This window comes from Ruegeria alba (assembly GCF_022321465.1).
In the GTDB taxonomy this organism is placed as follows: Bacteria; Pseudomonadota; Alphaproteobacteria; order Rhodobacterales; family Rhodobacteraceae; genus Ruegeria_B; species Ruegeria_B alba.
This window is the reverse complement of the sequence record NZ_JAKOEM010000005.1, coordinates 181,336-199,188: the sequence shown is the minus strand read 5'-3', so window position 1 is coordinate 199,188 and position 17,853 is coordinate 181,336. Positions and strand designations below refer to the sequence as shown.

General features: G+C 66.0%; 17 protein-coding genes. 14 read left to right on the top strand and 3 right to left on the bottom strand.

All coding sequences use genetic code 11. The annotated features are described in order from the left end of the window. The first annotated feature begins 2 nt into the window (after positions 1 to 2). The 8 genes from rsmH to murD all read left to right on the top strand — a co-directional run bounded on the left by rsmH (position 3) and on the right by murD (position 9,801). The gene (gene rsmH, locus MB818_RS08865) at positions 3 to 998 is read left to right on the top strand and encodes a 16S rRNA (cytosine(1402)-N(4))-methyltransferase RsmH (RefSeq protein ID WP_238904840.1); all 996 of its coding nucleotides are present in this window, start codon (positions 3 to 5) and stop codon (positions 996 to 998) included. Further along, positions 995 to 1,363, top strand: coding sequence for a cell division protein FtsL (gene ftsL, locus MB818_RS08860; RefSeq protein ID WP_234137705.1), 369 nt, complete (start codon positions 995 to 997; stop codon positions 1,361 to 1,363). The genes rsmH and ftsL overlap by 4 nt, the downstream gene beginning before the upstream one ends. Then, positions 1,360 to 3,147 carry a peptidoglycan D,D-transpeptidase FtsI family protein gene (locus MB818_RS08855; RefSeq protein ID WP_238904837.1) on the top strand — a complete coding sequence of 596 codons (1,788 nt, stop codon included), beginning with the start codon at positions 1,360 to 1,362 and terminating at the stop codon, positions 3,145 to 3,147. Before ftsL ends, MB818_RS08855 begins: the two co-directional genes overlap by 4 nt. Positions 3,148 to 3,165: 18 nt before the next feature. After that, positions 3,166 to 4,647 (top strand): UDP-N-acetylmuramoyl-L-alanyl-D-glutamate--2,6-diaminopimelate ligase, encoded by a 1,482-nt coding sequence (locus MB818_RS08850; protein WP_234137707.1) that lies wholly within the window; start codon positions 3,166 to 3,168, stop codon positions 4,645 to 4,647. Beyond that, on the top strand, positions 4,644 to 6,038 hold the full coding sequence (locus tag MB818_RS08845) for a UDP-N-acetylmuramoyl-tripeptide--D-alanyl-D-alanine ligase (protein WP_238904835.1): 1,395 nt from the start codon (positions 4,644 to 4,646) through the stop codon (positions 6,036 to 6,038). Before MB818_RS08850 ends, MB818_RS08845 begins: the two co-directional genes overlap by 4 nt. A 15-nt stretch (positions 6,039 to 6,053) precedes the next feature. Beyond that, positions 6,054 to 7,136, top strand: coding sequence for a phospho-N-acetylmuramoyl-pentapeptide-transferase (gene mraY / locus MB818_RS08840; RefSeq protein ID WP_234143355.1), 1,083 nt, complete (start codon positions 6,054 to 6,056; stop codon positions 7,134 to 7,136). A gap of 290 nt (positions 7,137 to 7,426) precedes the next feature. Beyond that, positions 7,427 to 8,242, top strand: a complete 816-nt coding sequence (locus tag MB818_RS08835) for a DUF2189 domain-containing protein (protein WP_238904832.1) — start codon at positions 7,427 to 7,429, stop codon at positions 8,240 to 8,242. Positions 8,243 to 8,400: 158 nt separating this feature from the next. Next, entirely contained in the window at positions 8,401 to 9,801 is a 1,401-nt protein-coding gene (gene murD, locus MB818_RS08830) for a UDP-N-acetylmuramoyl-L-alanine--D-glutamate ligase (protein WP_238904829.1), read from the top strand. Between the two features lie 135 nt (positions 9,802 to 9,936). Here murD and MB818_RS08825 read toward each other — a convergent pair whose 3' ends face one another. The 3 genes from MB818_RS08825 to MB818_RS08815 form a co-directional block, all read right to left on the bottom strand. Beyond that, complete coding sequence (locus tag MB818_RS08825; protein WP_238904826.1) at positions 9,937 to 11,121, bottom strand: BaiN/RdsA family NAD(P)/FAD-dependent oxidoreductase; 1,185 nt, start codon at positions 11,119 to 11,121, stop codon at positions 9,937 to 9,939. A 53-nt stretch (positions 11,122 to 11,174) separates the two neighbouring features. After that, positions 11,175 to 12,059, bottom strand: a complete 885-nt coding sequence (locus MB818_RS08820; RefSeq protein WP_234216298.1) for a DMT family transporter — start codon at positions 12,057 to 12,059, stop codon at positions 11,175 to 11,177. Between the two features lie 99 nt (positions 12,060 to 12,158). Continuing rightward, positions 12,159 to 12,521, bottom strand: coding sequence for a winged helix-turn-helix transcriptional regulator (locus tag MB818_RS08815; RefSeq protein WP_234177124.1), 363 nt, complete (start codon positions 12,519 to 12,521; stop codon positions 12,159 to 12,161). Between the two features lie 127 nt (positions 12,522 to 12,648). Between MB818_RS08815 and gstA the strand changes: the two genes are divergently transcribed. The 6 genes from gstA to murC all read left to right on the top strand — a co-directional run bounded on the left by gstA (position 12,649) and on the right by murC (position 17,751). Next, positions 12,649 to 13,263 carry a glutathione transferase GstA gene (gene gstA / locus MB818_RS08810; protein ID WP_234137715.1) on the top strand — a complete coding sequence of 205 codons (615 nt, stop codon included), beginning with the start codon at positions 12,649 to 12,651 and terminating at the stop codon, positions 13,261 to 13,263. Beyond that, positions 13,260 to 13,646, top strand: coding sequence for a nuclear transport factor 2 family protein (locus tag MB818_RS08805; RefSeq protein WP_234137716.1), 387 nt, complete (start codon positions 13,260 to 13,262; stop codon positions 13,644 to 13,646). The genes gstA and MB818_RS08805 overlap by 4 nt, the downstream gene beginning before the upstream one ends. 63 nt (positions 13,647 to 13,709) lie before the next feature. Continuing rightward, positions 13,710 to 13,916, top strand: coding sequence for a tautomerase family protein (locus MB818_RS08800; protein ID WP_234137717.1), 207 nt, complete (start codon positions 13,710 to 13,712; stop codon positions 13,914 to 13,916). A 166-nt stretch (positions 13,917 to 14,082) separates the two neighbouring features. Beyond that, positions 14,083 to 15,246 carry a putative lipid II flippase FtsW gene (gene ftsW, locus MB818_RS08795; RefSeq protein ID WP_234137718.1) on the top strand — a complete coding sequence of 388 codons (1,164 nt, stop codon included), beginning with the start codon at positions 14,083 to 14,085 and terminating at the stop codon, positions 15,244 to 15,246. A 13-nt stretch (positions 15,247 to 15,259) separates the two neighbouring features. Next, positions 15,260 to 16,357, top strand: coding sequence for a UDP-N-acetylglucosamine--N-acetylmuramyl-(pentapeptide) pyrophosphoryl-undecaprenol N-acetylglucosamine transferase (locus MB818_RS08790; RefSeq protein ID WP_234137719.1), 1,098 nt, complete (start codon positions 15,260 to 15,262; stop codon positions 16,355 to 16,357). Continuing rightward, entirely contained in the window at positions 16,354 to 17,751 is a 1,398-nt protein-coding gene (gene murC, locus MB818_RS08785) for a UDP-N-acetylmuramate--L-alanine ligase (protein WP_238904824.1), read from the top strand. Before MB818_RS08790 ends, murC begins: the two co-directional genes overlap by 4 nt. The last annotated feature ends 102 nt before the right edge of the window (positions 17,752 to 17,853 follow it).

The window sequence follows — 17,853 nt, the reverse complement described above, 5'->3', positions numbered from 1 at the left end:
TCATGTCCGGAACCGCTGCCCCCTCTCCCGACGATCCTCACATTCCCGTTCTGCTGCGCCCGCTTCTGGCGGCGGTTGCGCCGGTGTCGGGGGTCTGGCTGGACGGTACATTCGGTGCTGGTGGCTATACCCGCGGCCTGCTGGCCGCCGGGGCTGACCGCGTCATCGCGGTGGACCGCGATCCGCTGGCCTTTGAACTGGCGGCGGATTGGGCCGGTGAATATGGCGACCGGCTGGTGATGCAGCAGGGCGTGTTTTCCCGCATGGACGAATATGCCAGCGATCTGGATGGAGTTGTGCTCGATCTCGGGGTCTCCTCGATGCAGCTTGACCTCGCCGAGCGCGGGTTTTCCTTCATGAAGGATGGCCCCCTCGACATGCGGATGAGCCAGGAGGGGCCGAGTGCCGCCGATCTGGTCAATACCGCGACCGAGGCCGAACTGGCCGATATCCTGTTTCATTATGGCGAAGAGCGCGCCAGCCGCCGCATCGCGCGGGCCATCGTCAAGGCGCGAGCCGACGCGCCGATCGAGACGACTCTGCAACTGGCCGCCATCGTCGAAAGCTGTCTGCCCCGGCCCAAGCCGGGACAGTCGCATCCCGCCACCCGCAGCTTTCAGGCGCTGCGCATCGCGGTGAATGCCGAATACGACGAATTGTTCGAAGGGCTGATGGCGGCCGAGCGGGCGCTGAAGCCCGGCGGCAAGCTGGCGGTTGTCACCTTTCATTCCATCGAGGACCGGATGGTCAAGCGCTTCCTTCAGGCGCGGGCCGGGCGCAGCGGGCGGGCCAACCGCTATGCTCCTGAAACCGTCGAGGACGCACCGCGGTTCGAGCTGCTGACCCGCAAGGCCGTCGGACCCGATGATCAGGAACTGGCCGAGAACCCGCGCGCGCGCTCCGCCAAGCTGCGCGTCGCGATCCGCACCGACGCGCCGGCCGGTACGGTAGACGCCAAATCCATCGGCATGCCGCAACTCAGGGGGGGATCGCGGTGAAAAGTGTGATCTATGTGCTGACCGCGCTGGCGGTTCTGGGACTGGCGCTCTGGGCCTATCAGGAGAATTACCGCACCCAGGAGGTGTTGAAGGATACCCAGCGCCTGCAACGCCAGATCGGCGAGGCACAGGTCCGGCTGAACGTGCTGCGCGCCGAATGGGCCTATCTCAACCGTCCCGACCGCCTGCGCGAACTTGCTGACCTGAATTTCGAGCGTCTGGGCCTGTTGCCCATGCGTGCCGACCAGTTCGGGCGGGTCTCGGAAATCATGTATGCCGAGGATCCCGCCCTGCCGATCATCAACGGGATCGACGTGTCGAATTTCTCGGACGCCGGAACCCTGCCGCCGGAGCAACAGCCATGATCCGCACCCCTCTGCGCCCGCTTGCCCGTGTCCTGCATGCCCGTGCCAAGGGTGAGAACCCCGATCTGATCGAACGCGAGAACATTCGCCTGCGCCATGAAGAGATGCAGGACCGTTCGCGCGCCCGCGCCGAGGGGCGGCTGCTGGTGCTGGGTGTCTTTTTCTTCTGTGCCTTTTCGGTGGTCGGCGCCCGCATGGGCATGCTGGCCTCGTCCGAGGCGCAGGAGCCGATGGCCAGTGCCCCCGGGGCCACCATCGCGGCGCAGCGCGCGGATATCGTCGATCGCGAAGGGCGGCTCTTGGCCACCAATTTCGAGACCCATTCGCTTTATGTCCAGCCGCCGCAGATGGTCGACCCCGTCGCCGCCGCCGAGGGGCTGGTCCGCATCTTCCCCGATCTGGACCGCGACCGGCTGGTGCGTGACTTTACCGGCAAGCGCAAGTTCATCTGGATCAAGAAACGCATTAGCCCCGAGCAGAAGCAGGCGGTGCATGATATCGGTGACCCCGGCCTGCTGTTTGGCCCGCGTGAGATGCGGCTTTATCCCAATGGCCGGCTTGCCGCGCATGTCCTGGGTGGTGCCGGGTTCGGCCGCGAAGGGGTGGACGCCGCCGAAGTGATTGGCGTTGCCGGTGTCGAAAAGCAATTCGACGGCTATCTGCGTGACCCGGCCAACGGGACCAAGCCCTTGCAGCTGTCTCTTGATCTGACGGTGCAGGCGGCGATGGAGCAGGTGCTGGACGGCGGCATGAAGATCATGAGCGCCAAGGGCGCCTCGGCCGTCCTGATGGATGTGCATACGGGCGAGGTGGTTGCCGCCTCTTCCTTGCCCTCCTTCGATCCCAATGACCGGCCACGCCCGCCCACCAGCGGCTTTGACCCTTCGGACAGCCCGCTGTTCAACCGTTATGTGCAGGGGGTGTACGAGCTGGGCTCGGTCTTCAAGATCTTCACTGCCGCGCAGGCGGTCGATCTGGGGTTGGTCAATTCCGATACCATCATCGACACCTCGGGGCCGATGCGGATCGGCAAGTTTCCGATCGGCGAATTCAACAACAAGAATTACGGCAAGATCAGCATCGCCGACGTGATCGTGCACAGCTCGAACCGGGGCACCGGGCGGCTTGCGCTTCAGATCGGAGCCGAGCGGCAGCAGGCCTTTCTCAACAGTCTGGGCATGTTCGATCCGACCCCGTTCGAGATTGTCGAGGCCTCGGGCGGACAGCCGCTCAAGCCCAAGAATTGGGGCGAGTTGAGCACCGTCACCATTTCCTATGGCCATGGTCTTTCGACCAGCCCGATGCATCTGGCGGCGGGCTATGCCGCCATCGCCAATGGCGGGCAATATGTAAGCCCGACGGTGCTGAAACAGAAAGGCCCGCAATATGGCCCCCGGGTGATGTCGGAAAGCGCCGCCCGGCAGGCGCGGGCGATGCTGCGCAAGGTGGTCACCAGCGGCACCGCCAGCTTTGGAGAGGTGCCGGGCTATCAGGTGGGCGGCAAGACCGGCACCGCCGACAAGCCCAAGCCGCGCGGCGGCTATTACGAGGACAAGGTGATCGCAACCTTTGCCAGCCTGTTCCCGGCCTCGGACCCGAAATACGTTCTGGTGGTGACATTGGATGAGCCGTCGATCCTGGCCTATGGCGAGAAGCGCCGCACCGCTGGCTGGACGGCGGTGCCGGTCGCAGCCGAACTGATCGGCCGGGTGGCGCCGCTTCTGGGTCTCAGGCCACAGCTTGAGCCCGCGCAGGGGGCTGGCTATACGCTCACCTCGAACTGAACATGAGGTGAGGGCGCCATGGGTGACTCGGCACGAAGACTAAGCCATCTGGCGCTGACCGCCCGGGGCGGGCGTGACCCTGAAATCACCGGGCTGGCCGTCGACAGCCGTCAGGTGCGCGACGGGTTCCTGTTCGCGGCGCTGCCCGGCAGCCGGGTGCATGGCGGCGAGTTCATCCAATACGCCCTGCGGATGGGCGCCAGCACCATCCTGACCGATGCCGAGGGCGCCCGCATCGCGGCCGCCGAACTGGACGCCTCGCAGGCGGCGCTGGTGGTGGTCGAGGATCCGCGCCAGACGCTGGCCCTGACGGCCGCGTTGTGGTTCGGAGCGCAGCCCGCCACAATGGTCGCGGTCACCGGCACCAATGGCAAGACCTCGGTCTCGACCTTCGTGCGCCAGATCTGGACCGAGCTGGGCCATGCTGCCGTCAATCTTGGCACCACCGGGGTCGAGGGCGCCTGGACCGCGCCGCTGGCCCATACCACGCCGGAACCGATCACCCTGCATCGTTGTCTGGCCGAGGCGGCGGCAAACGGCGTCACCCACGCGGCGATGGAGGCCTCCAGCCACGGGCTGGAACAGCGGCGGTTGGACGGAGTGGTGCTCAAGGCCGCCGGGTTCACCAATTTCACCCAGGACCATCTGGATTACCACGCCACCTTCGAGGCCTATTTCGCCGCCAAGGCGGGGCTCTTTCGCCGGGTGCTGCCACCTGACGGGGTGGCGGTCATCAACATGGATGACCCCAAGGGCGCCGAGATGCGCGCGATTGCCGCCGCGCGCGGCCAGAACGTGCTGACGGTGGGGCGTGGCCCCTGTGACCTGAGCCTGACCAACCAGCGCTTTGACGCCACCGGTCAGGACATGCTGTTTTCGTGGCGGGGCAAGGCCTATCAGGCGCGGCTTGACCTGATCGGCGGTTTTCAGGCGGAAAATATCCTTTTGGCCTGCGGGCTGGTCATCGCCTGCGGCGAGGACCCGGTACGTGTGTTCGAGATCCTGCCGCATCTGGGCACGGTCCGGGGGCGGATGCAGCTGGCCGCGACCCGCGCCAATGGCGCTGCGGTTTTTGTCGATTACTCCCATACCCCCGATGCCGTGGCGACCGCGCTCAAGGCGCTGCGCCCACATGTGATGGGCCGGCTGGTGGCCATTGTCGGCGCCGGTGGCGATCGTGACGCGACCAAGCGCCCGCTGATGGGCAAGGCGGCGGTGGAAAACGCCGATATCGTCATTGTCACCGATGATAACCCGCGCAGCGAGGATCCCGCGCTGATCCGCGCCGCCGTGATGCAGGGCGCCCCCGGTGCCACCGAAGTGGGCGACCGGGCCGAGGCGATCCTGCGCGGTGTCGACACGCTGGAACCGGGCGATGCGCTGCTGATTTGCGGTAAGGGGCATGAGACGGGGCAGGTGGTAGGCGATCAGGTGCTGCCCTTTGACGATGTGGAACAGGCCAGCATCGCGGTGGCCGCTCTGGAAGGACGGCTGGCATGACCCTCTGGACCGCAGCCGAGGCCGCCGAGGCCACCGGGGGCCGCGCCATGGGCGACTGGCAGGTCAGCGGCATCTCGATAGACACCCGCACCATCGCGCCGGGTGACCTGTTCGTCGCACTGACCGCCGCCCGCGACGGGCATGATTTTGTGGCGCAGGCGCTTGAGAACGGGGCGGGCGCCGCGCTGGTTTCGCGCATCCCCGAGGGGGTGACCCCGGACGCGCCGCTGTTGCTGGTTGATGACGTTCAAACCGCGCTTGAGGCCTTGGGCCGCGCCGGTCGTGCCCGCACACCGGCGCGGGTGGTGGCGGTGACCGGCAGTGTCGGCAAGACCTCGACCAAGGAAATGCTGGCCGCCATGCTGGGCGCGCAGGGCCGCACCCATGCCAGCGTCGCCAGCTACAACAACCATTGGGGCGTGCCGCTGACGCTGGCTCGGATGCCGCGGGATACCGAATTTGCGGTGATCGAGATCGGCATGAACCATCCCGGCGAGATCGCGCCCTTGGCCCGCCAGGCCCGCCCGCATGTGGCGATGGTCACCACCGTTGCGGCGGTGCATCTGGAGGCGTTTGACGACGTGGCCGGAATCGCGCGCGAGAAGGCTGCGATCATGGAGGGGCTGGAGCCCGGCGGTGTGGCGGTTCTGAACGCCGATATCGCCGAGGCGGATATCCTGCGCGCCGCCGCTCAGGGCGCCCGGCAGGTTTCCTTCGGACGCGCCGCGCAAGACTATCGCCTGACCGGGGTCGATGTGGCGGATGGGATGACCCATGCCCGCGCCGACACACCGGCTGGCCCCGTCAGTTTCACCCTGCAATCGGCGGGAACGCATTTCGCGATGAACGCGCTGGGGGCTCTGGCCTGCTGCGATGCGCTGGGGGCTGATGCGGGGGCGTCGCTGCAAGGGTTGCAGCGCTGGACCCCCTACAAGGGGCGCGGCGCGCGCGAGATCGTGACCCTGCCCGGCGGGCCGCTCACCCTGTTCGACGACAGCTATAATGCCAACCCGACCTCGGTCGGGGCCGCGCTCGAAGTGCTGGCCAGCGCCCCGGGTCGCCGTCGCGTGGCCTTTCTGGGTGACATGAAGGAGCTTGGCCCCGAAGAGCTGCCGCTGCACGCCGGTCTGGCCGCGCTGCCGGCGATGGCGCGCATCGACCAGGTCCATTGCATCGGGCCGCTGATGCGCGCCCTGCACGCGGCTCTGCCCGAGGCCAAACGCGGGCGCTGGACCGAGACCGGTGCCCAGATGCTGGCCGATCTGCCCGCGCTGGTCGCGCCGGGCGATACGGTGCTGGTCAAGGGCTCGCTCAGCATGGGATTGGCCCGTCTTGTTGACGGGCTGCGTGAAATGGGCCATGGGGCCGGATCGAAACAGTCGGAAACGTAACAAGGACGCCGTCGCATGCTTTACTGGTTGACTGCCCTGTCGGACGGGGGGGATGTCTGGAACCTCTTCCGCTACATCACCTTCCGCGCGGGCGGGGCCTTCATGACGGCGCTGATTTTCGGGTTCCTGTTCGGGCGTCCCCTGATCAACGTGCTGCGCCGCAAGCAGGGCAAAGGCCAGCCGATCCGCGACGACGGCCCCGAGGGGCATTTCTCCAAGGCGGGCACGCCGACCATGGGCGGGCTTCTGATCGTGGGGGCGCTGTTGACCTCGACGCTGCTCTGGGCGCGCTGGGACAACCCGTTTGTCTGGATGGTGCTGTTCGTGACGCTGGCCTATGCGCTGATCGGCTTTGCCGACGATTATGCCAAGGTGTCGAAACAGAACACCAAGGGCGTGTCGGGCAAGATGCGGCTGGCGCTGGGCATCATCATCGCGGTGATCGCCGCGCTCTGGGCAGGCTACAACCATCCCGCCGAATTGCAGAACCAGCTGGCGCTGCCGGTGTTCAAGGACACGCTGATCAATCTGGGGCTGCTCTATGTGCCGTTTGCGATCTGCGTCATCGTCGGCTCGGCCAATGCGGTCAACCTGACGGATGGTCTGGACGGGCTGGCGATCATGCCCGCGATGATCGCGGCCTCGACCCTGGGCGTCATCGCCTATGCGGTGGGGCGGGTCGACTTTACCGAATATCTCGACGTGCATTACGTGCCGGGGACCGGAGAGATCCTGATCTTCACCGCCGCGCTCTTTGGCGCCGGGCTGGGTTTCCTGTGGTATAACGCGCCCCCTGCGGCGGTGTTCATGGGCGATACCGGTTCGCTGGCGCTGGGCGGCGCGCTGGGCGCCATCGCGGTGGCGACCAAGCACGAGCTGGTGCTGGCCATCGTCGGCGGGCTTTTTGTTGTCGAGGCGCTGAGTGTCATCATCCAGGTGCTCTATTTCAAGCGCACCGGCAAACGGGTCTTCCTGATGGCCCCGATCCATCACCATTACGAGAAAAAGGGCTGGGCCGAACCCACCATCGTGATCCGGTTCTGGATCATCTCGCTGATCCTGGCGATGATCGGACTGGCCACACTCAAGGTCCGCTGAGGCGGGCCTTTTGCCCCACGAATTGAACGTTTTCCAGGGGTCGGGCAGACCTCGTTTTCGACGTTCGCTGACCGCCAAACATGCCTTTCGAGGAAGAGCGGACTCTTGATGGCGACGCCAAGGATGCGGAGGCTTGGGGGCATTTCCCCGGTACATGCCGCCGCACTCCCTCCTTGCCCGGTGTCCCAAGCTGTTGCAGACTTTGGATCAGAGCAGAGATGCAGTGTTTCACTGCGGGGTCTCAAGGTCGCACGGACCCGGGCTGTGGCATGCTTTGGAGGGAGGGAGACATGACATCCAGTGGCTCGGACCCCGCACCGTCGGACCATGCGACGCCGCAGCAGGGAATGCCCGAGGTCAACGGGCTGACGGCGGATGATATCCGGACGTCACTGAAGGCAGGCTTTGCCGACTTTCTGGCGCGACCTATGATGAGCGGGTTCTTTGGCCTGTTCTATGCGGTTTTCGGAATCCTGTTCATCTGGTGCCTGGTCTGGCTCGGCGCGGTCTGGATGGTCATTCCCGCCGCGATCGGCTTTCCGTTGGTTGCACCCTTTGCCGCCGCCGGGCTCTATGAGATGTCCCGCCGACTGGCGCGCGGGGAGAAGTTTGGCTGGTCGGACATCCTTAACGTCATGAGCAGCCAGAGCAGGCGCGAAATGGGCTGGATGGCCTTTGTCACGCTGTTCATCTTCTGGGTGTGGTTCTACCAGTTCCGGACCGTTCTGGTGATCACCCTTCAGAACTCGTCCTTCTCGGATCTGGACGGGTTTTTGAACACGGTCTTCTTCACCCCGGAGGGCTGGATCTTCCTTGCGATCGGCGCCTGTGTCGGCGCGTTGCTGTCGGCGGTGCTGTTCTCGGTGACGGTCGTCGCCATGCCCATGCTGCTGGACCGCGAGGTCGATTTCATCACCGCCATGCTCACCTCGGTTCGTGTGGTGCGGGAGAACCCGGTGGTGATGCTCGGCTGGGCGGCGATCATTTTGGTCACCATGCTGTTGTCGATGGTTCCGGCATTCCTGGGCCTGATCTTTACCCTGCCGATACTCGGCCATACGACTTGGCACCTCTATCTGCGAGCCGTGTCGCCGGTAGAGCGGTGACGTGCCCGGTTGGCAGCGCGGATATCGATGGCGAGGCGGGCAAGCTTCGCGAACAGCGCCAAGGAACGGATATGTTCCTTTCCCCTCCCTTGCCCCGCTTGCAATCCGCCAGAGCCTCGGTACAGGGTGGCGCGAAACGGGTTTGAGGGAGAGCAGGCATGATCCCGGTCAAAGGGTTTGCGGGCGCCAGGGTGGCGGTTTTGGGTCTGGGCCGGTCGGGGCTGGCCACGGCGCGGGCCTTGCGGGCGGGGGGCGCCGAGGCGCTGTGCTGGGACGACAACCCCGCCGCGCGCGAGGTGGCGGAGGGCGAAGGGTTCACCATCCGTGACTTGCGTAAACAGGGCGTCTGGGACGATACCGCCTGTCTGATCGTGTCGCCGGGCATCCCGCACCTTTACCCCGAACCCAACCCGGTGATCGCCGCCGCGATGGAGGCAGGGGTGCCGGTAGACAATGATATCGGCCTCTTCTTCCGCTCCTTCGCGGGACCCGAATGGAACAGCATGGACACGCTGCCCCGCGTGGTGGCGGTGACCGGGTCGAACGGCAAGTCGACCACCTCGGCGCTGATCCACCACATCCTGAGGGAGGCGGGGCGGCCCGCGCAACTGGCGGGCAATATCGGGCGCGGGGTGCTGGATATCGAGCCGGGAGAAGAGGGCTCGGTCGTGGTGCTGGAACTCAGCAGCTATCAGACCGATCTGGCCCGCGCGCTGACGCCGGATGTGGCGGTGTTCACCAATCTCTCGCCCGATCACCTGGACCGGCATGGCGGCATGGGCGGCTATTTCGCGGCCAAGCGCCGGCTTTTTGCCGAGGGCGGGCCGGACCGCGCGGTGATCGGGGTGGACGAGGCCGAGGGGCTGTATCTGGCGGGCCAGATGTCCGAGGGGCCGGGCGATGACCGGGTGATCCGGGTGTCGGTGAGCCGCAAGCTGACCGGGCCGGGCTGGCAGGTGTTTGCCCGCAAGGGGTATCTGAGCGAGTACCGCAAGGGGCGGCAGGCGGGCTCGATCGACCTGCGCGACATTCGCGGGCTGCCGGGGGCGCATAACCACCAGAACGCCTGTGCTGCCTATGCCGCCTGCCGGGCGCTGGGGCTGAGCCCCAAGGCGATCGAGGCGGGAATGCGCAGTTATCCCGGCCTGCCGCATCGCAGTCAGATCCTGGCCGAGGCGGGCGGAGTGACTTATGTCAACGACAGCAAGGCCACCAATGTGGATGCCGCACTCAAGGCGCTGGGCGCGTTCAAGCGGATCCGCTGGATCTGCGGCGGCTTGCAGAAAGAGGGTGGCATCGCGGCGCTGAACGACGGACTGGGCGAGGTGCTGAAGGCCTATGTGATCGGACGCGAGGCCGCCGGTTTCGCGCTGCAACTGGAGGTCGAGAGCGAGGTCTGCACCACCATGGACGAGGCGGTTGCACGCGCCATGGCCGAGGCTGAGCCCGGCGATACCGTGCTGTTGGCCCCGGCGGCGGCGAGTTTCGATCAGTATGACAATTTCGAACGCCGTGGCGAAGATTTCATGGCCGAAGTGCAGAAACGTCTGGCCGGCTAGGGGGCGCTGCCCCCGTCACCTTCGGTGACTCCCCCGGAGTATTTTGAGCGAAATGAAGATATGGGGACTGTCCGGGCTTCATTTCGCCGCAAATACTCCGGAGCGCGAGGCAGCGCCTCGCATCGGCGCTTGCGGTCAGTGCTGTGCCTTGGCGATCGCGGTGCCGGCGGCATGTCCCGAGGACCACGCCCATTGGAAGTTGTAGCCGCCGAGCCAGCCGGTGACGTCCACCGCCTCGCCGATTGCGTAGAGACCGGGTAGGGAGCTTGCCGCCATCGTGCGGGCGTCGAGCCCGTCCGTGTCGATGCCGCCAAGCGTGACCTCGGCGGTGCGATAGCCCTCGGTGCCCGAGGGCGTCAGGCGCCAGTCGTGCAGGGCGTCGGTGAGACCGCGCAAAGCGCTGTCTGACTGGTCGGCGAGGCGGCCCTTGAGGCCCAGTTTCGGCGCCAGGAACTCGACCAGACGAGCGGGCAGGAGGCGGGCCAGTTCGGTGGTCAGGTCACGGCGGCCCGAGGCCTGCCGCTGGTCGCGCAGTTCGGTATAGAGATCGAGGTCGGGGGCGAGGTCGACGCCGATCTCCTCGCCCTCGCGCCAATAGGAGGAGAGTTGCAGCACCGCTGGCCCGCTCAGACCGCGATGGGTGAAGAGCAGCGCCTCGTCGAACGAGGCGCGCTGGTTCGACAGGCGGGCGGGCAGGGAAAGCCCGGCGAGCGGGGCAAAACGACCCTCGGGGAAAGTGAACGGGACAAGGCCCGCGCGGGTTTCAGTGATCGTCAGGCCGAATTGCCGGGCGATGTCATAGGCCAACCCGGTGGCGCCCATCTTGGGGATCGACTTGCCACCGGTGGCCAGCACCAGGTTGCGGGCGGTGAGCCGTTCTGTCTTGCCCTCGCGTTCGACCATCAGGCAGAAGCGCCCATCGGCATGGGACAGGTCCTTGAGGCTGGTGTTCAGCCAGAGGGTCGCGCCCGCGCGCTCCATCTCCGAGAGCAGCATGGCGACGATCTGTTTGGCTGAGCTGTCGCAGAAGAGCTGGCCCAGCGTCTTTTCATGCCAGGCGATACCGTGGCGGTTCACCAGGTCGATGAAATCCCATTGGGTGTAGCGGGCCAGCGCCGATTTGCAGAAATGCGGGTTCTGCGACAGGAAATTTTCGGGGCCTGCGTACATATTGGTGAAGTTGCAGCGGCCGCCGCCGGAGATGCGGATCTTTTCCCCCGGAGCGCGCGCATGATCGAGCACCAGCGTGCCCGGTCCCGCATGGGCCGCGCACATCATGCCGGCGGCGCCAGCGCCCAGGATGATCGTGTTCAACTGCATGTGCCGGGGGTGCCGCACCACGCGCGATTTGGCAAGGGGGGCAGGCGAAGGGCTCAGATGATCGGCGGAATAGCGGGCTTGCGCCGCATACCGCTGACTGCGTTCAGAACCACGGCGGCGAGGATGATCGCGCCGCCCCACAGGGTGCCTGCGCTGGCCTCTTCGCCCAGCAGCAGCCAGACCCAGACCGGCGCCAGCATCGACTCGATCATGGTGATCAACGTCAGTTCGGCGGCGGGCACAACCTGACTGCCCATCGTATAGAGCGCCATGCCCACCGCCAGCAGGCCCGCGCCCATCGCCATGGCAATGGCGATGTCGCGCGCGGGCACCAGGAGCGGCTGGCCTGTGAGCCCGAGCATTCCCAGCGCCACCATCATCGACAGCATGCCGCCGATGGCGACGGCGGGCATCATGTCGCCCAGCCGTCCCCAGCGCAGCGACAGGGTGAAAAGCGCAAACCCCATGGCCGAGGCGAGCGCCGCCAGATTGCCCGCCAGCGCCCCCAGCGCCAGCCCTTCGCGCACCATCACCACCAGGCCGACCAGAGCGATGGCAATGGCGGCCCAGGTGGCGCGCCGCACGCTTTCGCGCAGCACCACCCAGCTGAGCGCGGCAGCCAGAAAGGGGGAGGCGGCGAACAGGAAGACGGCATTGGCCACGGTGGTGGACTGGATGGCAAAGATCGCGCCCGCGAAGGCCACCACCAGGCCGAAGCCAGCCATCAGCCCGGCCCGCCCGGTGGCGCGCAGGGCGGGCAGGATCGGTTTGCGCCTGCGCCAGGCGAAAAAGGCCAGAAGCGTGGGCACCATCGCCGCCGAGCGCCAGAACAGGATCGCCCAGGTCCCGGCCACTTCGATTTCGCGGATGGCAAGGCCCATCAGCGACCAGAGCAGCGCGGCGGTTGCCACCAAAATGACCCCTGTCGAATAGCGCATGCCCTTTGCCCCTCGCCCCGGTAACGGGGCGATGGTGGCGGCGGGTCGGGGGCGCGTCTGTTCCGTTCGCGACGTGACGCGCCGCAAAACGCGGGCGCGTCAGGAGGTTGCGGAACACTGATCCCGGTTCTTGAGCCGATGGCCCACATCGACGATCGCCAGGATCGCGGGAACCAGGTCCTGGCCCAGATCGGTCAGGCTGTATTCGACCGAGGGCGGCGAGGTCGGGCGCACCTCGCGCCGGACCACGCCCTTGTGTTCCAACTCGCGCAGGCGCGCGGTCAGCATCTTGGCCGAGATGCCGGGGATATCGACCCGCAGCTCGTTGAACCGTCGTGCGCCGCCGCTGAGATACCAGATCACGTTCGGGGTCCAGGCGCCGCCCAAAAGCTTCATGCATTCGCTGAGCGGGCAGCGGCCGGGCAGGGGGGCAGCCTTGTTTCGGGTGATCTTGAGTGCCATCGAATTCTCACCTGGTAACCGTGGGGTAACCGGATAAAGAAGTAACAAAAAGAAATCAAGTTTACTTCGGTAACTGGATGACTACCTCCAGCGCATCAGAGCAATCCGACAAAAGGAGATGGAACGGATGAAACTCTATTACAAACCCGGTGCCTGTTCGCTGGCCAGCCATATCGCGTTGATCGAGGCGGGCGAGAGTTTTGATCTTGAGCAGGTGGACACCGCTGCCGGCACTACCGCCTCGGGCGGCGATTTCCGCGCCATCAACCCCAAGGGCTATGTGCCCGCGCTGGTGCTGGACGAGGGCGAGACGGTGACCGAGGGCTCGGCCATCCTGCAACTGATCGCCGAGCGCAATCCGGACGCGGGGCTGCTGCCGCAGGCCGGTGGGCTGGGTCGCACGCGGGTGCAGGAGCAGCTGAATTTCATCGCTTCGGAATTGCACAAGGCGTTTGGGCCGTTCTTCTCGGGCAAGCCGCTGGAAGGCGAGGCGCGCGACGCGGCGGTCGAGCGGGTCAATGGCCGGATGCAGATCGTCGAGGCGATGCTGGCGGATGGTCGCGACTATCTGAACGGGGCGCAATTCAGCGTGGCCGATGCCTATCTGTTCGTGGTTACCAACTGGGCCAATTTCCTGGGCCTGTCGCTGGACGCGGTGCCCAACCTCAAGGCGCTGGTCGCCCGTGTGGCCGAGCGCCCCGCGACCCGCGCGGCGATGCAGGCCGAGGGGCTGTTGGGATGAGCATGACGACCGAAGAGGCGCCCTTTGCCGCCGTTCAGGCGGTGATCGGGACCTATTTCGACGGGCTGCACCATGCCGACAGCATCCGCTTGCGGCAGGTCTTTCACCCGCAGGCGATCTATGCCTGTGCCAGCGGCGGCGACTGGCTCTATCGCGATATGGAGACCTATTTCGCGGTGGTCGACCAGCGGGTGTCGCCCGCCAGCAAGGGCGAGGCGCGGCGGGATCGTATCCAGTCGATCGACTTCGCCGGGCCGGATACGGCGCGGGCGGTGGTGAACTGCGCCATCGGTGACAGCTATTTCACCGATTTCCTGACCTTCGTGCGGCAGAACGGACGCTGGCAGATCCTGGCCAAGGTGTTCCATTCGGAACCGCTTTAACCCGATCCGGCGCGCGACCCGCCGCGCGCCGGACGCTTGATTGTGAAAGGACACGAACCCGGCATGCCGTATGTCAACATCAAGATAACCCGCGAGGGTGCCACGCCCGCGCAGAAAGCCGAACTGATCGCGGGTGTCACCGACCTGTTGAAACAGGTGCTGAACAAGGATCCCGAGACCACATTTGTCGTCATTGACGAGGTCGAGATGGATCATTGGGGGATCGGCGGTCTGCCGGTTGCCGAATACCGCAGGCGCAAGGCCGACTGAACCCGCTTCTCCGCCTCGTGTTCGCCGGGGCGGAGAAATGCCTGCACGAGACAAAGCCTCTGGCAGGATGGACGCCTTTGCAGTACTCTGTTTCCAGATCCGGCACGAACCGGACATCAAGACCCCGAACAGGGGCGCGAACGAGGCAGCAAGCGGCAGTGGTGTCATGACCGAGATGGTATATGGCGCGGTCCCCGAGCGGGGCGGCGAACCGATTCTTCCCAAATGGTGGCGGACACTCGACAAATGGTCGATGTCCTGCGTGCTGATCCTGTTCGGGATCGGGCTGCTGCTGGGCCTTGCGGCCTCGCCGCCGCTGGCCGCGCGCAACGGGTTTGAGCCCTTCCATTACGTGCAAAGGCAGGCATTTTTCGGGGGGCTGGCCATCGTGGCGATGCTGTTAACCTCGATGATGTCGCCGGTGCTGGTGCGCCGCCTTGCGGTGCTGGGCTTTCTGGGTGCCTTCGTGGCGCTGGCGCTGTTGCCGATCTTTGGCACCGATTTCGGCAAGGGCGCGGTGCGCTGGTATTCGCTGGGCTTCGCCTCGGTGCAGCCTTCCGAGTTTCTCAAGCCCGGTTTCATGGTGGTCGCGGCATGGCTGTTCGCTGCCTCGCAGGAAATCAACGGCCCGCCGGGGCGGCTGTGGTCCTTTGCGCTCTGCGTGGCGATCGTGCTGATGCTGGTGATGCAGCCTGATTTCGGACAGGCCTGTCTGGTGCTGTTCGGCTGGGGGGTGATGTATTTCGTGGCCGGAGCGCCGATGCTGTTGCTGATGGCGATGGCCGGCGTGGTCGTGCTGGGCGGCATGATCGCCTATTCCAGTTCCGAGCATTTTGCCCGCCGCATCGACGGTTTTCTGAACCCCGATGTCGATCCGACGACCCAGCTGGGCTATGCCACCAACGCCATCCGCGAGGGCGGGTTGTTCGGTGTCGGTGTTGGCGAGGGGCAGGTGAAATGGTCGCTGCCCGATGCTCATACCGATTTCATCATCGCGGTGGCGGCCGAGGAATACGGGCTGGTTCTGGTTCTGATCATCATCGCGCTCTATGCCTCGATCGTTGTACGTTCGCTGTTGCGGCTGATGCGTGAACGGGACATGTTCCTGCGCCTTGCGGGTACCGGGCTGGCCTGTACCTTTGGCGTGCAGGCGATGATCAACATGGGCGTCGCGGTGCGTCTGCTGCCGGCCAAGGGCATGACCTTGCCGTTCGTCAGCTACGGCGGCTCGTCGCTCATCGCGGGCGGTATTGCGGTGGGCATGCTTCTGTGTTTCACCCGCACCCGCCCGCAAGGAGAGCTTGGCGATCTGTTGCGCGGGCGCGGATAGACAGGCGGTTGGGATGACGCGGAAATACCTGATGATCGCGGCGGGTGGGACCGGGGGGCACATGTTCCCCGCCCAGGCCCTGGCCGAGGCGATGTTACGCAAGGGCTGGCGGGTGCGCCTGTCCACCGACGCCCGTGGTGCACGCTATACCGGGGGGTTCCCGCACACCACCGAGATCACGCAAGTGTCCAGCGCGACCTTCGCCCGTGGCGGGGTTCTGGCCAAGGCGATGGTGGCGCCCCGCATCGCGGCGGGCATCGCGTCGACTGCGATGCAGATGCGGCGCGACCGCCCCGACGTGGTGGTGGGGTTCGGCGGTTACCCTTCGATCCCGGCGCTGGCTGCGGCAACGCTGCTCAGGCTGCCGCGCATGATCCATGAACAGAACGGCGTGCTGGGCCGGGTCAACCAGGTGTTTGCCCGCCGGGTTGCCTGTGTTGCCTGCGGTGTCTGGCCCACCGACCTGCCCGAGGGCGCCCAGGGCGTACATGTGGGCAATCCTGTTCGGGCCGCCGTGCTTGAACGCGCCGGGGCTGCCTATATCCCGCCCGGACCCTATCCGATGTCGATCCTGGTTATGGGAGGCAGCCAGGGCGCCCGTATCCTGAGCGATGTGGTGCCCGGTGCCATCGCGGCCCTGCCCGAAGAGCTGCGCCAGTATATCCGCGTCGCCCATCAGGCCCGCGACGAGGATGGCGCGCGGGTGAGTGAGTTTTATGCCGCCCATGGTATCGACGCCGAGGTCGAACCCTTCTTTCACGATGTGCCCCGGCGGATGTCCGAGGCGCAGCTGGTGATCAGCCGCGCGGGCGCCTCGAGCGTTGCCGATATCAGCGTGATCGGGCGACCCTCGATCCTGATCCCCTATGCGGCGGCCACAGGCGACCACCAGACCGCCAATGCCCGCGCGCTGACCGGCGCCAATGCGGCGATCCTGATCCCCGAGCGTGCCCTTGACAGCGCCGCGCTGGCAGAGCAGATCGTGGCGGTTCTGACCAACCCGGACGCGGCGCTGCAAATGGCCAACGCGGCGCTGTCCGCCGGCGCCCCCGATGCGACCGAACGCCTGGTCGGACTGGTCGAACAGCTGGCCGAGAAGGAGACGCCATGACCCCCGCCACCAAACTGCCGCAGGATGTCGGCCCGATCCATTTTGTCGGCATCGGCGGGATCGGCATGTCGGGCATCGCAGAGGTGCTCTTGAACCTGGGGTACCGGGTGCAGGGGTCGGACCTCAAAGGCTCGAAGATCACCGAGCGGCTGGCTGGGCTGGGCGCCGAGATTTTCGAAGGCCAGAGTGCCGCGAACCTGGACGGGGCCGCCGTGGTGGTGATCTCGTCCGCGATCAAGCCGGGCAATCCGGAACTCGACGGCGCCCGCACGCGGGGCCTGCCGGTTGTGCGCCGTGCCGACATGCTGGCCGAGCTGATGCGGCTGAAATCGAACATCGCCATCGCCGGTACACATGGCAAGACCACCACGACCACCATGATGGCGGAACTGATGGTGGCGGGCGGGTTTGATCCGACCGTCATCAATGGCGGCATCATCCATGCCTATGGCTCGAACGCGCGGATGGGGCAGGGCGAATGGATGGTGGTCGAGGCCGACGAGAGTGACGGCTCTTTCAACCGGCTGCCGGCAACGGTGGCCATCGTCACCAATATCGACCCCGAGCATATGGAGCACTGGGGTTCGATCGAAGGGCTGCGGCAGGGGTTCTATGACTTTGTCTCGAACATTCCGTTCTATGGTATCGCCGTCTGCTGCACCGATCATGCCGAGGTACAATCTTTGGTGGGCCGGATCACCGACCGCCGCGTGCGCACCTATGGGTTCAATGCCCAGGCCGACGTGCGCGCGATCAACCTGACCTACAAGGGCGGGGTGGCGCATTTCGACATCCAGCTTCAGCACGAAGAGATGGTGATCGAGGGCTGCACCCTGCCGATGCCGGGCGATCATAACGTGTCGAACGCGCTGAGTGCGGTGGCCGTGGCCCGCCATCTTGGCATGAAGGCCGACGAGATCCGCGCGGCGCTGGCCGCCTTTGGTGGCGTCAACCGCCGCTTTACCAAGGTGGGCGAGGTGAACGGCGTCACCATCATCGACGATTACGGCCATCACCCGGTCGAGATCGCCGCCGTGCTGAAAGCGGCGCGCCAGGCCAGCGAGGGCCGGGTCATCGCCGTGCATCAGCCGCACCGCTATTCGCGCCTGTCCAACCTGTTCGACGATTTCTGCGCCTGTTTCAACGAGGCCGATGTGGTTGCCATTGCCGAGGTCTATGCCGCGGGCGAGACGCCGATCGCCGGCGCCGACCGCGACTCGCTGGTCGCCGGGCTGATCCGGCATGGCCATCGCCATGCCCGCGCCATCCTCAGCGAGGATGACCTGGAACGGCTGGTGCGCGAACAGGCACGTTCGGGCGACATGGTGGTCTGTCTGGGTGCCGGCACGATCAGCGCTTGGGCCAACGGCCTGCCCGATCGGCTGAAGGGATAGGCCCGCGCCCGCGCCGCCCGTGCGGCGACGGGTCGGGCTGTCATTCTCCTCAAGCACTTTAGGGTAGGGACCGGACCGGCAGGAACGGGCCGGTAGAGCGCA

Excerpts from the sequence above, each read along its gene's own strand:
- rsmH (WP_238904840.1), top strand. The coding sequence starts at position 3 with ATGTCCGGAACCGCTGCCCCCTCTCCCGACGATCCTCACATTCCCGTT.
- MB818_RS08855 (WP_238904837.1), top strand. The coding sequence starts at position 1,360 with ATGATCCGCACCCCTCTGCGCCCGCTTGCCCGTGTCCTGCATGCCCGT.
- MB818_RS08850 (WP_234137707.1), top strand. The coding sequence starts at position 3,166 with ATGGGTGACTCGGCACGAAGACTAAGCCATCTGGCGCTGACCGCCCGG.
- MB818_RS08845 (WP_238904835.1), top strand. The coding sequence starts at position 4,644 with ATGACCCTCTGGACCGCAGCCGAGGCCGCCGAGGCCACCGGGGGCCGC.
- mraY (WP_234143355.1), top strand. The coding sequence starts at position 6,054 with ATGCTTTACTGGTTGACTGCCCTGTCGGACGGGGGGGATGTCTGGAAC.
- MB818_RS08835 (WP_238904832.1), top strand. The coding sequence starts at position 7,427 with ATGACATCCAGTGGCTCGGACCCCGCACCGTCGGACCATGCGACGCCG.
- murD (WP_238904829.1), top strand. The coding sequence starts at position 8,401 with ATGATCCCGGTCAAAGGGTTTGCGGGCGCCAGGGTGGCGGTTTTGGGT.
- MB818_RS08825 (WP_238904826.1), bottom strand. The coding sequence starts at position 11,121 with ATGCAGTTGAACACGATCATCCTGGGCGCTGGCGCCGCCGGCATGATG.
- MB818_RS08820 (WP_234216298.1), bottom strand. The coding sequence starts at position 12,059 with ATGCGCTATTCGACAGGGGTCATTTTGGTGGCAACCGCCGCGCTGCTC.
- MB818_RS08815 (WP_234177124.1), bottom strand. The coding sequence starts at position 12,521 with ATGGCACTCAAGATCACCCGAAACAAGGCTGCCCCCCTGCCCGGCCGC.
- gstA (WP_234137715.1), top strand. The coding sequence starts at position 12,649 with ATGAAACTCTATTACAAACCCGGTGCCTGTTCGCTGGCCAGCCATATC.
- MB818_RS08805 (WP_234137716.1), top strand. The coding sequence starts at position 13,260 with ATGAGCATGACGACCGAAGAGGCGCCCTTTGCCGCCGTTCAGGCGGTG.
- MB818_RS08800 (WP_234137717.1), top strand. The coding sequence starts at position 13,710 with ATGCCGTATGTCAACATCAAGATAACCCGCGAGGGTGCCACGCCCGCG.
- ftsW (WP_234137718.1), top strand. The coding sequence starts at position 14,083 with ATGACCGAGATGGTATATGGCGCGGTCCCCGAGCGGGGCGGCGAACCG.
- MB818_RS08790 (WP_234137719.1), top strand. The coding sequence starts at position 15,260 with ATGACGCGGAAATACCTGATGATCGCGGCGGGTGGGACCGGGGGGCAC.
- murC (WP_238904824.1), top strand. The coding sequence starts at position 16,354 with ATGACCCCCGCCACCAAACTGCCGCAGGATGTCGGCCCGATCCATTTT.